Annotated in this window: 9 protein-coding genes and 1 pseudogene; 8 read left to right on the forward strand and 2 right to left on the reverse strand. The window is 61.2% G+C overall.

Going from position 1 to position 13,879, the window contains the following annotated elements:
• The first annotated feature begins 80 nt into the window (after window positions 1-80).
• The 8 genes and pseudogenes from DOL89_RS21400 to DOL89_RS21435 form a co-directional block, all read left to right on the forward strand.
• Window positions 81-1,613, forward strand: coding sequence for a 3-hydroxyacyl-CoA dehydrogenase (locus tag DOL89_RS21400; RefSeq protein ID WP_119681425.1), 1,533 nt, complete (start codon window positions 81-83; stop codon window positions 1,611-1,613).
• A 54-nt stretch (window positions 1,614-1,667) separates the two neighbouring features.
• The gene (locus DOL89_RS21405; RefSeq protein ID WP_119681426.1) at window positions 1,668-2,864 is read left to right on the forward strand and encodes an acetyl-CoA C-acyltransferase; all 1,197 of its coding nucleotides are present in this window, start codon (window positions 1,668-1,670) and stop codon (window positions 2,862-2,864) included.
• Window positions 2,851-4,131 carry an acyl-CoA dehydrogenase gene (locus tag DOL89_RS21410; protein WP_225890077.1) on the forward strand — a complete coding sequence of 427 codons (1,281 nt, stop codon included), beginning with the start codon at window positions 2,851-2,853 and terminating at the stop codon, window positions 4,129-4,131. Before DOL89_RS21405 ends, DOL89_RS21410 begins: the two co-directional genes overlap by 14 nt.
• A gap of 37 nt (window positions 4,132-4,168) precedes the next feature.
• Complete coding sequence (locus DOL89_RS21415) at window positions 4,169-6,316, forward strand: acetate--CoA ligase family protein (RefSeq protein WP_119681428.1); 2,148 nt, start codon at window positions 4,169-4,171, stop codon at window positions 6,314-6,316.
• A 561-nt stretch (window positions 6,317-6,877) separates the two neighbouring features.
• Complete coding sequence (locus DOL89_RS21420) at window positions 6,878-7,879, forward strand: TAXI family TRAP transporter solute-binding subunit (protein WP_119681429.1); 1,002 nt, start codon at window positions 6,878-6,880, stop codon at window positions 7,877-7,879.
• A gap of 104 nt (window positions 7,880-7,983) precedes the next feature.
• Window positions 7,984-9,936 carry a TRAP transporter permease gene (locus tag DOL89_RS21425; RefSeq protein ID WP_119681430.1) on the forward strand — a complete coding sequence of 651 codons (1,953 nt, stop codon included), beginning with the start codon at window positions 7,984-7,986 and terminating at the stop codon, window positions 9,934-9,936.
• Between the two features lie 72 nt (window positions 9,937-10,008).
• A complete protein-coding gene (locus DOL89_RS21430) occupies window positions 10,009-10,959 on the forward strand; it encodes an AEC family transporter (protein ID WP_119681431.1) in 951 nt (316 codons plus the stop codon).
• Window positions 10,960-11,050: 91 nt separating this feature from the next.
• Window positions 11,051-11,212: pseudogene (locus DOL89_RS21435) on the forward strand (IS6 family transposase); the annotation flags it as partial.
• A 445-nt stretch (window positions 11,213-11,657) separates the two neighbouring features.
• On the opposite strand, the gene DOL89_RS21440 reads toward DOL89_RS21435, so the two are convergent.
• Window positions 11,658-12,176 carry a hypothetical protein gene (locus tag DOL89_RS21440; RefSeq protein ID WP_119681432.1) on the reverse strand — a complete coding sequence of 173 codons (519 nt, stop codon included), beginning with the start codon at window positions 12,174-12,176 and terminating at the stop codon, window positions 11,658-11,660.
• 423 nt (window positions 12,177-12,599) lie between these two features.
• Complete coding sequence (locus tag DOL89_RS21445) at window positions 12,600-13,865, reverse strand: molybdopterin molybdotransferase MoeA (RefSeq protein WP_162937767.1); 1,266 nt, start codon at window positions 13,863-13,865, stop codon at window positions 12,600-12,602.
• Window positions 13,866-13,879 lie beyond the last annotated feature (14 nt).

A 13,879-nucleotide genomic window follows, 5' to 3' on the forward strand; every position in this document is an offset into this window, starting at 1 on the left:
CGTTTTTAGGAAATTCGCGATTTCGGGTCTTTCAGGCTAGTTCGACCTGACAGGGCGGAAAATCGAAAAGGGAGGTAAACATGACAACGGACGCCACTACCATCCGCACTGTTGGTGTTGTCGGTGCCGGCTCCATGGGACGCGGCATTGCGCAGGTTGCCGCTACCGGCGGATATCGCACGATCCTGTTCGATGCCAAGCCAGGCGTTGCCGAGCAGGCTCGCGACTTCATTTCCGGCTTGCTGTCTCGTAGCGTTGAAAAGGGCAGGATGACCCAGGCGGCCTTCGACAGCGCGATGGCGCACATCGAGCCGGCGCAAACCCTGGAGGCCATGCAGCCCTGCGATCTTGTGGTCGAGGCGGTGATCGAGAACCTGGATGTGAAACGTGCCGTGTTTTCCGATCTCGAAGCCTTGGTGCGGGAGGATTGCATTCTCGCCAGCAATACCTCGTCTCTATCCGTGACCGCCATTGCCGCCCAGGCCTGCAGGCCGGAACGCATCGCCGGTTTCCATTTCTTCAATCCGGTACCGCTGATGCGGCTCGTCGAGGTGATCGACGGCATCCGTACTGCAGCGCATGTGGGCGAATCTTTGATGGAGGTCGGCAGACGCATGGGGCGCGAGCCGGTGCGGGTCAAGGATGCGCCGGGTTTCCTCGTCAATCAGATCGGGCGCGGCTACACCATCGAATCTGCCCACATCGTCGATGAAAACATCGCTTCGACGCATGACATTGACCGCGTCATGCGCGATCTCGTCGGCTTCCGCATGGGGCCGTTCGAACTGATGGATCTCACCGGCCTGGATGTGACGCATCCCGCTACCGAACTGATCCACCAGCAGTTCTTTTTCGAGCCCCGCTTCCGGCCTTCCTTGATGATGGCTCAGCGCACGGCCGCCGGCGTGCTCGGTCGCAAAACCGGCACCGGCTTCTATGCTTATGCCGACGACAAGCCGGTGGCCGTATCTGAACCGGATGCACCGGTTGTGAAGCCGGCAAGTGTCTGGATAAGCCCGGCTGAAGCTGAAGGCCGTCGCGCCGTGGTTCGCCTGCTTGAACAGGCCGGTGTTGAGATTGAAGGTGGCGACAGGCCGAGTGAGCGGGCTCTCTGCCTGGTCACCCCGGTCGGGGAGGATGCCACATCCGCAGCCCTGGCCCAGCAGCTTGATCCCAGCCGCACCGTTGCCGTTGAGACTTTGTTCTCGATGGAAAAGCGCCGGGTCATCATGCCGACACCGGCAACCACACCTGAAATGCTGGCTGCAGCCCGTTGGACCCTCGGTGCCGACGGCCAGCCTGTGACCGTGATCCGGGACTGCCCCGGTTTCATCGCACAGCGTGTCGTGGCTATGATTGTGAATATCTGCTGCGCCATTGCGCAGAGCGGGGCTGCCTCGCCTGCCGATATCGATAAAGCGCCCAAGCTCGCGCTCAACTATCCCGCAGGTCCCCTGAGCCTTGGCGATGAGGTCGGAGCCGATAAGATCTACCGCATCCTGAAAAACGCCTATGACGCCTACGGCGACCCGCGTTACCGCCCGAGCCTTTGGCTGTTGCGGCGCGCCAAGCTGGGCTTGTCGCTGAAAACCCCTGAAACCATGCCGTCCTGATTACGAGATCAAGCACCTTTCATCTCGAAATCCGACTAAAAAAGGAAATACATCATGCTCAATGCTTATCTTTATGATGGTGTGCGGACTCCTTTCGGCAAGCATGCCGGCAGCCTATCCTCGATCCGCCCCGACGACCTCTTGGGCGCCACCATCCGCGCGCTGATCGATCGCAATCCGGCTGCCACCGAACATCTCGAAGATGTAGTGGTGGGCTGCGCCAACCAAGCCGGCGAGGACAGCCGCTGTGTTGCACGCCATGCCAGTCTCGTCGCCGGCCTGCCGGTCGAGATTGGCGGCACCGTGATCCAGCGCAATTGCGGCAGCGGTCTCGGCGCGATCGCAACGGCGGCCCAGGCCATTACAGCCGGGGAAGGCGACTTGATGCTCAGCGGCGGTGTGGAAAGCATGAGCCGGGCCGCGTTCGTCATGAGCAAGGCCGATGCCGCCTTCAGCCGCAACATCCAGATTTTCGATTCCAGCGTTGGGGCACGCTTCCCGAACAAGCAGATCGAAAAGCAGTTCGGCTCGGACACCATGCCGCAAACCGCTGACAATCTGGCCCGCGAATATCAGATCACGCGGGAAGAGTCCGACCGCTTTGCGCTGCGCTCCCAGGAGAATTATGCCCGTGCCGCCGCCAGCGGTTTCTTTGATGGCGAGATCGCGCCGGTGCATGTGCCGCAGCGTCGCGGCGACCCGATCCGGGTAGACAAGGACGAGAACCCGCGTCCCACCACCATGGAGGCGCTCGCCAAGTTAAAGCCTCTGCACGAGGGCGGCGTCACCACAGCCGGCAGCTCGTCCGGCATCAATGATGGTGCCGTGGCCCTGATCGTCGGCGGTCGGGAAGCCGGCGAACGGCTCGGCAAGGCCCCCAAGGTGCGAATCCTCTCCTCTGCCGTGGCCGGTGTGGAGCCGCGCATCATGGGCTTTGGGCCTGTGCCGGCCTCCAAGAAGGCGCTGGACCGCGCCGGTCTGACCGTTAAGGACATGGATGTCATCGAGATCAACGAGGCCTTCGCTGCCCAGGTATTGGCGTGCCTCCGCGGCCTCGACATCGACTTCGACGACAGCCGTATCAATCCGAATGGCGGCTCGATCGCCCTGGGTCATCCCCTTGGAGCCTCCGGTCCTCGCCTCTTCCTCACCGCGGCCCGGCAGCTGGAGCAGAGCGGCGGTCGGTACGGGCTCGTGTCCATGTGCATCGGTGTCGGCCAAGGGATCGCCGTCGTCATTGAGCGCGTCTGAACCATCCCATAGCGGCCGGCCGGAGAAAAACATTATGAGCATCACAAACGTACTGGAGCGAGAGGTTTCCGAGGACCGCTCCGATTTCACCAATCTCGGAGCAACCTTCCAATGGGACGATCCCTTCCGTCTCGACGATCACCTCGATGATGATGAGCGCATGATCCGGGACAGTGCCCGGCGGTATGCTCAGACCTCCTTGATGCCCCGCATCGTGGAGGCCAACCGAACAGAATCCTTTGATCCTGCGATCATGCGGGAAATGGGCGAGTTGGGATTCTTGGGCGCCCCCATCGACGGATATGGCTGTGCCGGCATTAGTTATGTCTCCTATGGTCTGATCATGCGCGAGCTGGAGCGGGTGGATACTGCCTTCCGCTCGGCCTGCGGCGTTCAGACCACTCTCGCCATGACCCCGATCTACGCCTATGGCAGCGAGGAGCACCGCCGCAAATATCTAGCCAAGATGGCAACGGGCGAGCTGCTCGGCTGCTTCGGCCTGACCGAGCCCGACCACGGGTCCGACCCTGGCAGCATGAAGAGCCGGGCCCGCAAGGTTCCTGGCGGGTACCGCCTTACCGGCAACAAGATCTGGATCACCCATTCCCCCATTGCCGATGTGATGGTGGTGTGGGCCAAGGATGATGACGGTAAAATCGGCGGCTTCATCCTGGAACGCGGCATGCAGGGCCTCTCGACACCGAAGATCCACGGGAAATTTTCGGTGCGCGCATCGGTGACCGGCGAGATCGTCATGGACGATGTCTTCGTGCCCGATGACAACCGCCTGCCCTATGCCAGCGGACTTTCCGCCCCGTTCGGCTGCCTCAACAATGCCCGTTTCGGCATTTGCTGGGGGTCCATGGGGGCCGCTGAATTCTGCTGGCAAGCGGCGCGCTCTTATGTTCTGGAGCGCAAGCAGTTCGGTCGCCCGCTCGCGGCCAACCAGCTGGTCCAGAAGAAGCTGGCCGACATGCAGACCGAAATCACGCTTGGCCTCTTGGGCTGCCTGCATCTCAGCCGCCTGCGTGATCGCAAGCAGGCTGCACCGGAGATGCTGTCGCTCTTGAAGCGGAATTGCGCCGGCAAAGCCCTGGAGATCGCCAGGACGGCGCGCGACATGCACGGCGCCAACGGCATCTCGGATGAATTCCATGTGATCCGTCATGTGATGAATCTCGAAACCGTGAATACCCTTGAAGGCACGCACGACATCCACGCCCTTGTGCTTGGACGTGCGCAGACCGGAATTCAGGCTTTCCGCTAAGGATTGGCGGACACATATAAAAACAGGGAGGAACAATATGAAAAGAAATTTACAACCACTCGTAAAGCCCCGGTCAGTCGCCGTTGTTGGTGCATCGTCCGACTTCCGCAAGGTCAGCGGCCGTCCGGTCAAGCACCTGCTTGATAAGGGCTATAAGGGCAAGATCTACCCGGTCAATCCCAACGTTTCGGAGATCGGCGGACTTCCCACCGTACCGAACATCGATGCCCTGCCGGACGGCGTCGATCTCGCCATTATTGTGCTGCCCGCCAACGGCGTGATCGACGCCGTGCGGGCTTTAGGGCGCAGAAAGGTTCCGGCGGCCGTGGTTTTTGCCTCCGGCTTTGCCGAGATGGGCGAAGAGGGCCGCGCGCTGGAGGCTGAGCTGCGCGCGGCGGCCCAGGCAGCCGGTGTGCGGCTCTGCGGCCCGAATTGCCTTGGCATGTTCAATGCCTTCGAGCGGGTGATCGCGACATTCAGCCAGTATGTGGATGGCGATGTTCCTCCTGGTCCCGTCGCCTTCGTCTCGCAGTCCGGCGCCTTCGGCACGGCGATCTCGGCGCTGGCCCGCAATCGCGGTCTGGGGCTCGGCTATTTTGTGAATACCGGCAATGAAGCGGATGTGACCTTTGTCGATGCCATGGCGGAGGTGATTGAGGATGATCGCATCCGTGTCGGTGCTGGTTATATTGAGGGCCTGAAGGATGGGCGCGGCCTCTGCGCTCTGGCGGATCGGGCCATGGAACTCGGCAAGCCCCTGGTGCTCACCAAGGTTGGTCGCACCGGTGCCGGTGCCCGTGCCGCCGCCTCCCATACCGGCTCCCTGGCGGGCGAGGATGCTGTCTTCGACGGGGTGGTTCTTCAGAAAGGTATCCTCCGGGCCCGCAATGAGGAGCACATGCTCGACCTCGTCGAGGTTCTCTCCTTCTGCGGGTTGCCGGACGGCAACGGCATCGGCATTGCAACCCAGTCCGGCGGGGCGGGCGTGCTCATGGCCGACCGGGCCGAAGAGTTGCAGCTGGACGTGCCCCGGCTCGACGATTTCACGCAGTCCAAGATCCAGGCCTGCATTCCCGGCTTCGGAACAACCTCGAACCCGGTGGATGTTACCGGACAGTTCGTGGCCCAACCCAGCGTGCTCAGCGACAGCGTCATCCACATGTTGGAGGATCCGAATGTGCATGTCGGCATTGTCTGGCTGCAGCTGATGGATGCCCATGTGGACACGCTTCTGGCCATCTTCGACAAGATCAAGGCCTCATCTAGCAAGCCATTCGTGGTGGCCTGGGTCGTAGCCCCTCCCGCCGCCGTCAAAGGTTTGCACGAGCGCGGCATCGCCGTTCTGCGCGGGGCCGAACCGGCTGTTGATGCGGTGGCCGGACTGATCCGTTTTGCCGAGATGCGCCGGGCCTGGCTCGCCGACCTGGCCAAGCGCGCCGCCTATGCGCCAACGCCAATCAGCCTTCCTGCTCTGTCCGGCCCAGTGCCCACGGTGGCGGCGACCGGCCTGCTCCAATCCGCCGGCGTGCCCATGGCGCCCGCGAAGCTTGCCACGACGGCGGCAGAAGCCGTGGAAGCCGCCGAGGCGCTGGGCTTTCCGGTGGTCATGAAGATCGAATCTGCGGACATCCTGCACAAGACCGAAGTTGACGGTGTCCGCTTGGGATTGAAGACCGAAGCCGATGTGCAGAAAGCCTTCGAGGCGTTGATGAGCGGCGTTGCCAAGAAGCGCCCGCAGGCCCGGCTGGACGGGGTTGTTGTTCAGCCCATGCTGAAGGGCGATGTCGAAGTGGTGATCGGCCTGAAGGACGATCCCATCTTCGGCACCGTGATCATGGCAGGGCTCGGCGGCGTGCTGGTTGAGATCCTGAAAGACGTTGCCTTCCGCAAATGCCCGCTGACCCCTCGCGAGGCGGATTCGATGCTGGACAGTTTGCTCGGCGCCGCCCTGTTCGGCGAGGTGCGCGGCCGCCCGGCGGTGAACCGCAAGGCTTTGGTGGACATGGTCTGCCGGGTCTCGGAACTCGGCAATGCCTTGGAAGGCCGGATCGACGAGCTGGACCTCAATCCGGTGATGGTCTCCGCCAAAGGCGCTATTTCCGTGGATGTGCTGGTGGTGTTGAAAAGTTCAGCCGACGCATCTGCTCCACCGGCATCAACTCCGCCCCATCTCATCACGGCCTAATCCGGCCTCAGGTCGGTGACAGCCGATCCTGCAAAGCCCTGGCCAGCCGCAAGCAAGCCAGGGCTTTTGCTTTCCAGCCTCTGGCCACCGCGTGGAAACAGCCGCCTGCAGGACTCGCGCTCAGCATTCGAACTGTAAAGCCTCCGGGCTGGTGAAGGTCTCGGGCAATGTTGAGCATCTGAATCGGCCGATGGCACCGATGGTGCCGATGATCCTAGGATTTTCCAGGTTGGATATCGGCAGATTGGATAATCTACAGAAAATGTCCCCTCTCGACCTTGCACTGCGGTAGATCTCTGGTGCAGGTGCGGCAGTTCCATTTTTCAAAGCATTTTCACAGAGTGCCGCCGCGTTTTAGCGAAGTCTCTGGATATTGGCGGCCCTGAATTTGTTGCACCGCCACATGTATTATTTGCCTAACACATAGAGAGAATAAAGGATATCGATTGGACTGATAAGGCGAAGAGGCCCAAGCTCTTACATTAAGCATGGGATTTAGCGGGACTGCATGCGGAACCTGCTGAGCAATAAGCACAAACGAACAATCTGGGAGGAAACCAAATGGGCTACACGATGAAGTCGGTTATTACCGCCGGTCTGCTCACGCTGGGCATACAGGCCGCTGGCCTGCAGGCGGCACAGGCTGAGAACTACAGCCTGATGTCTGCCCCCTTCGGCAGTGGCTCTTATGTGCTTGGCTCCGCTCTCGAGCAGATCGTTGCCGCCAATCATCCCACGATCCGGATCAGCCACAGCGAGAGCCCTGGCTTTGCCTTCAATCACATGCTCCTGCAAAAGGAGCCTGAGAAGCGCAAGACCATGATCATCGGGTCCGGCCGTGCCATCAGCGCCTTGGCCGTGCGCGGCGAGCCTCCCTTCAAGGAGAAGCTGCCGCCTGTGAAGGCGCTGGCCAATTACAATCTCGGCAGCAACTTCCTCGCAACGCTCGATCCCAATATCAAGACCGTTGCCGACCTGAAAGGCAAGCGTGTCGCGCTTGGCCGTCCCACCCAGATCAATTGGACCTTACAGCCCGAAAAGCTGCTCCGGGTGGGCTGGGGGCTCGGCAAGGATGTGAATATCCAGTTCCTCGGCACGCAGGAGGCCGTAACGGCCCTGCTGGACGGCCAGGTTGATGCTGCTGTGGTCGGCGGCTATTTCGATCCGCTCAGCCAGCAGATGGAGCTGTCGCCGCAAACCACGGAGTTCGTTGCCGGTGCAGGCGGGCGGGCCCACTTCCTGGAATGGGGTGAGGAGGCCGTAATCAAGACCGACACCGCTGGCATGCCGATGGCCCCGATCACCATTCCGGGCAAGGCGCTGCCGACCGGACAGGATCTTGAAGGCTTTGCCGACACGATTTCCTGGACCGTGTCCGATGAGTTTCCGGAAGAGGCTGCCTACGAAATCACCAAGCTGATCATCGAGAATGTCGACAAGTTCAGCAAGTATCATGCCCTCGGCAAGCTGATGTCGCCGGAGGCCCTAACCTATGGCTGGAAGCCGGAGGAGTTTCATCCCGGTGCTCTGCGTGCCTACAAGGAAGCCGGTCTGATCAAGTAATCCAGCTTCTACGGCTTGGCGGTGCATCCCTGCACCGCCAAGCCGGTTGGGTAACCATGGCAAGGCGCTTTCACCGGCGCCAGCCCTAGCCGAAAGATCTACCGATGGACGTTACGAAGATCTTAGACAGGCTTGTTCTTGTGGTCGGACTAGCTGCTGTCGGTTACCATATGCTGATCACGCAAGTCCTGATGGTGGGCTCATTTGAACATCAAACCATCCATCTGATGTTCGTTATCGGGCTCATTTTTCTTAATGGCATGAATCTCGCCAAATTCTGGGCGGCGCGCATTCCCATGGCGGCTGTGCTCGTTGCCGGTCTTGTGGCGACAGGTTATATCTTAATGAACCTCTCCCATTTGGAGATGGTTCTTGGATTTCCCGAGACATCAGATGTTCTGATCGGCGTTCTCCTGATCCTTGTGGTTTTGGAGGGCACCCGGCAAGCTTGGGGCATCGTGATGCCCATCGTCGTATCCATCTTTATTGGATACTTCTTTTTGGGCCATCACCTGCCGGAACCCTTCTATCACCGCCCCTTCAGCTTCGAATATGTGATCTCCTATCTCAGCGTCGGCCTGACCGGGATCTATGGCAGCTTCCTGTCGATCTCGGCCAATTACGTTTTCCTGTTCGTCGTGTTTGGTGCCCTGCTTGAACTCCTGAGGGTAAACGAGCTGTTCACCGAGCTAGGGAAGATTGCCGGACGCTATTTGCGCGGTGGGGCGGGCCAGACGGCCGTGGTCTCGAGCGCCATGGTGGGAACTGTGACCGGGGCAGCCGTGGCCAATGTTGCCATCACCGGTGCCTTTACCATCCCCTATATGAAGAAGTGCGGGTTCCAGCCGCATATCGCGGGTGCCATCGAGGCTACAGCCTCGACCGGCGGTCAGCTGATGCCGCCCGTCATGGGAGCTGCCGCCTTTCTGATGGCCTCTTTCCTGGGCGTCTCTTACTCCAGCATCATGGTTGCCTCGCTGGTCCCGGCCCTGCTCTATTTCTGGTGCTGCATGCTCAGCGTTCAGCTGATCGCGGTCCGCGCCAAGATCGAGTGTCCGGTGATTGATGTGAATAAGAAGCTGATCGCCAAGCGCTTACCCCTGTTCGTGATCCCGGTGGGTCTGCTCGTCGTCATGCTGCTCATGCAGTATTCGGCAAATCTCGCCGCTTTCTGGGCCATCATCGTCGGCGTTGCGCTCAGCTATTCCACCTCCGAGACCCGCCCCTCCTTTGCCGAACTCGGTCGCTGCCTGACGCGCGGTGCTGTGATCGGCGCGCAGATCGGCATCGCACTGGCTTGTGTCGGCATGATGGCTCAGGCCCTGATCACGACGGGAATGGGCACCAAGGTGGCCGGAATCGTCGAAATGCTGGCGGGCGGCAGCCTGATCATCGCCCTGCTCATCACCATGTGCGTGTCGCTCGTCCTCGGTCTCGGCATCCCGACCAGTGCCGCTTATGCGCTGGTGGCCATTGTCGTGGTTCCGGTTCTGATCCAGATGGGCGTGACACCGCTCAGCGCGCATTTCTTCGCCTTCTACTTCGCGGTGGTCTCCGCCGTGACACCACCTGTGGCGCTCGCGTCCTTGGCAGGTGCCAGTATTGCCGGCGCCAGCTATATGAAGACCTCGATCTGGGCCTTTATCATCGCCATTGCCGGCTTCATCATTCCCTTCCTCGTGGTTTACAACCCGGTTCTGGTGCTAGCGCCCACCGACTGGACCTACGGCATCTTCGCCTTGATCGCCGTGCCGATCGGCATCACCACCTTGACCATGTCGATCTTCAACTGCGCCCTCACCATGTTCTCGCTCCGCGAGCGGCTGCTCAGCATCGCCTCCACCCTGTGCGTGCTTGGCTTTGTCGTGCTTCGGCAGGATCAGTCCCATATGTGGGAATATCCAGTCCTGGCGCTGGGCCTCGCGGCGTTCGGCCTGCTGATGTATGGCCAGATGAAGAAGCGACGTGTCGAGACCGCCGGTATGAACAAGGCCGAACACGACCCGTCCCGCTCCGGAATGGTAAACCGGCACATTGAGATGCCGGTAACCGGCTGATAAAGCAGAGGGCCGGTATGCTGAGCGGCGCACCGGCCCTTTTTGCGTCTGGACACAAGGAGTGCCGCGCTCGTGATCGGCCCCATCTTCTTCGCGCTCTTCCCAATCTTTCTGCTGATCGCACTCGGCCATGCCATGCGCAGACGCAGCTTCCTGCCCGATGCCTTCTGGCCCCAAGCCGAGCGTCTCTGCTATACTGTGCTAATGCCAGCCCTGTTTCTGCATGGCCTGGCTACCGCTGATCTCACCGGCATATCCGTCTCTGGTCTCGTCAGTGCCTTGCTGATCCCTATTATCCTTGTTTCACTTCTTTTAATTCTTCTGAACCGCTTTTTGGCCGCGAATGGTCCAGCCTTCACCTCTGTCTTTCAAGGTGCCATTCGATTCAATAACTTCGTCGCGATCTCCGCTGCAGTTGGTCTCTACGGCCAGCCCGCCATTGCCCTTGCTGCCGTTGCCACGGCCGCAATCGTACCAACCGTGAATGTGTTATCAGTTCTTGTTTTGTCCCGTTACGGCTCGGCCCGTTCGCAAACGGCCGAACAAGGGTTCATCTCGATCACGCTTAGAGTGTTGCGGGATATCGCCTCCAACCCATTGATCGTGGCCTGCACTACCGGTATCCTTCTTCAGGTCAGTGTTGCTGGATTACCGCCCGGTCTTGAAAGCACCTTCAAGGCACTGGGTCATGCCTCCCTGCCTTTGGGCCTGCTCTGTGTCGGGGCTGCGCTGAACTGGGAGATCCTGGGCACCGGTCTTCGGTCCACGCTCAGTGCGTCATTTTTTAAGTTTGTCATCATGCCTTTTGCAACCGCATTGGCTTGCTTTTGGCTGGGTCTCGATACGTCTACAGCGGCTGTGGCGGTGCTGTTTCAGGCCGTGCCGACGGCCTCCTCTTCCTATGTTCTGGCGCGCCGCTTAGGTGGCGACGCAGAATTGATGGCCGGTATTGTGGCTTTCCAAACTGTTCTCTGCTTCGTAACGATCCCCATTGTACTTCTGCTGTTTGGTCTTTCACTGTAGACCTGACTGACTGACTGTAGCTCTCCGAGCGCGGAATGGGATTGTCAAGTTGGCGGTGACCGGCGCGCTGAGGCAGCTGTTTAGACGGGCCATGATGAGATCGACCTTGCCCAGCTATACTGGCCATCGGTTCCCGCCCGCGATCATCCACCATGCTGTCTGGCTGTATTTCCGCTTTCCCCTGAGCCTACGCATGGTGGAGGAGATGCTGGCGGTCCGTGGCATTCATGTCAGCCACGAGACGGTACGGCAATAGGGCCTGAAGTTCGGCCAGCTTGACGGTTCACGGTCTTGAAGCCAGACTGCTCCAATATGCCCTCAACTGTGCCCGTACAGGCTGGGATCAAGCGTCCGTCTTCATCCCGCCTGAAGACCTGTGCGAATATGACGCCCGGCAATGCCGGATCCACCTCAGCATCCACTGTCGTTATGGATGGTGGCTGCCCGTCCAGCAAGGGCGCCGCTGGCTGGAAGCGGCGACCGCTCTGGAGGCATCGGGCGGCAAGGCTTTCCAGGACAAGCGACCCGGAGCCCCTGGTCGCGAGGCGTCTCAACTCGAGAAGGACGCCTTTCACATCCAGAAACCCATAAAGGAGGAGCGCCGCTGCATAGTCGCCGTCTCTGATGATGAGCTTGATAGGAGTGCGCATGTCCTGGAACATTTGCTGAAATGGAACAATGAGAAACCCGCAAGCCCGTCAGGTGCCCGCCGACACGGCTGGCCCGGTGTTCACATTGAGGGCGGCCGGTGCGAGCGGTTTCAGCATGTCGACGGGTACTGATTCCCTGGCGCCAGCGGCCGCCTTGCGGATGAAGTGCCATTGACCCGTCCTGCGCAGCACATAGCTTGCCCCGATCTCAGCCTTGTTGGACATGCCGCTGGCGAAAGCCTCGATGCTGTCAGCCGTCCAGGGGCCATCCTGGCGGCTCCATCCATCGTACCAATCGCGATGATAGAACTCGCACATGTCGCCATAACGGCCCATCCATTCCCTGATACCGGGATAGGCATGGTGGAGTGGCGGGTGCGCCACCCCCAGATCCGGACCGATCCGGGCAAGGCATCCCATGGCCAGCAGTTTGCCAAGGGCTGTACGATTGCTCCAGGCCTCTTCGAGCACCTTGCCGAGGCGCGCCGGGTTGCCTTCAAGGTTGCAGTAAACGTAGGTGACGCTTCCGTCCTCGTTCTCAATCCCGATCTGAGCACGTGCCGACATGATACCCTCCTGGCTTGCGGGGCTGATTATCGGCCCTGCGTGCCAGGCGGACGCTGATCCAGGTCAAAGGCAGCCATATATCTTTGGGCTCGCGCACCCACCATCGGTGAGCATGGCCCTGCCGGAGCGGGACCTGCCCCGGCGCGGGGCGCGGACCGACGTGCCTGGTCGTCCTCTCGCCGCCTGCCAGCACGACACACTGCGAAACTGCTGGGGCAATGGTCAGGAAGCCGGCTTCTGCCCGCCGCGTACATGCCTGGCCAGCTCGAAGCCATGACGTTCCGCCTTGGCGGGCAGCCGAGACTGTGAGTCACCTCACGCCCTTGAAGCTGCTTTCAATAAGGACGCTCAGAGAGATAGCTGATGATCGTCGGGACGCGCCTGCAGTCTTGGCTGTCGATCGCCAGCCACGGAGTTGGACCTTCATGATAGGTTGAGCGTGATAGCGTCGAACAGGTCCCCCGCGGCGGTGTCGGCGCACTTGTCTGGTATGATCATCAATGCATCAGCGCCGACCATCGCGGATTGCTGGCCCGAGCCACCATGTCCAAGCCGCCGCGCCACGGCGATGCCGTCCGGGCCAGGGTTCAGCATGACCGGTACATACTCACGACGTCCCTTCTTGTGGACAAAGCTGTGTGCCGCACGTACGGGCCGTGTGCCGAGCGGCCGGTAAGGTTGGCCGGAGAGGACACGCAACAGCGGCAGGGCCAAAATCATCAATGTCACCAGCACCGCATTCGGGTTTCCCGGCAGGCCCAAGAACAGTGCGCCGTTCCGCGCTTGACCTGGTAGCCGCCCCACTGCGACCGGCTTTCCTGGCTTAATGGCAAGCCGCCACTGGTCGATGCGTCCGCCGATATCGGTTAGCGCCGGGCGCAGGTGATCCTCTTCTCCAACTGACATGCCGCCGGAACTCACCAGGGCGTCGCAATCCGTCGCCTGGAGCAGCGCGGCACGAACAGTGGCAGGATCGTCCGCCGCCGTCGGCAGGATCAGAACCTCGAAACCGGCCGCTTCCAATATACCGGTGATCAGAAAGCGGTTGGAATTATGGATGGTGCCTGGAGTGAGCGGCAGGCCAGGCTCGACCAGCTCTGAGCCGGTGGAGAGCACCGCGACACGCAGCCGCCGCCGGACCGGTACCCGCGCCAGGCCCAGTGTTGCCGCCGCCGCGAGATGCCGCGGATCCAGCTGCGTTCCAGCCCTGACTGCCATCGTCCCCGCTGCCAGGTCGTCGCCCGGGAGGCGGACATTGGCGCCTGGTGCCGGCAGGTGCCGGACGACGATATGCCCGGCGCTCTCCAGGCAATCCTCCTGCATTGCCACCCGGTCGCAACCGGGCGGCAGCGGCGCACCGGTGAAAATCCGCACGGCGCCCGGTCCGGGCGCCGCTTCTAGCCCGCTGTCCCCGGCGGCAACCCGCCCGCGCAAGACAAGGACCGGCGCATCCTTCCCCGCCAAATCCTCTGCCCGCAGGGCATAGCCGTCAACAGCGGATCGGGCGAAGTCCGGGACGGGCCGGGCGGCAACCAAATCCGTGGCCAGGACCCGCCCCCGGGCGGCGCGGAGATCCGCGAGTTCCACCTCGGAAACGGGGACAAGGCTGGGCACAAGCCGTCCGAGCAGGTCCTCTGGCAGAGCCAAGCAGGAGCGTGCGGCACCGTCGCCGTGATCCAGCGCTTCCATGCTCCCGCCCGACA

The organism is Indioceanicola profundi (assembly GCF_003568845.1).
Lineage (GTDB): Bacteria > Pseudomonadota > Alphaproteobacteria > Azospirillales > Azospirillaceae > Indioceanicola > Indioceanicola profundi.

Coding starts and splice junctions, on each gene's coding strand:
- DOL89_RS21445 (WP_162937767.1), bottom strand. CDS start 13,865: ATGGAAGCGCTGGATCACGGCGACGGTGCCGCACGCTCCTGCTTGGCT.
- DOL89_RS21400 (WP_119681425.1), top strand. CDS start 81: ATGACAACGGACGCCACTACCATCCGCACTGTTGGTGTTGTCGGTGCC.
- DOL89_RS21420 (WP_119681429.1), top strand. CDS start 6,878: ATGGGCTACACGATGAAGTCGGTTATTACCGCCGGTCTGCTCACGCTG.
- DOL89_RS21405 (WP_119681426.1), top strand. CDS start 1,668: ATGCTCAATGCTTATCTTTATGATGGTGTGCGGACTCCTTTCGGCAAG.
- DOL89_RS21415 (WP_119681428.1), top strand. CDS start 4,169: ATGAAAAGAAATTTACAACCACTCGTAAAGCCCCGGTCAGTCGCCGTT.
- DOL89_RS21425 (WP_119681430.1), top strand. CDS start 7,984: ATGGACGTTACGAAGATCTTAGACAGGCTTGTTCTTGTGGTCGGACTA.
- DOL89_RS21440 (WP_119681432.1), bottom strand. CDS start 12,176: ATGTCGGCACGTGCTCAGATCGGGATTGAGAACGAGGACGGAAGCGTC.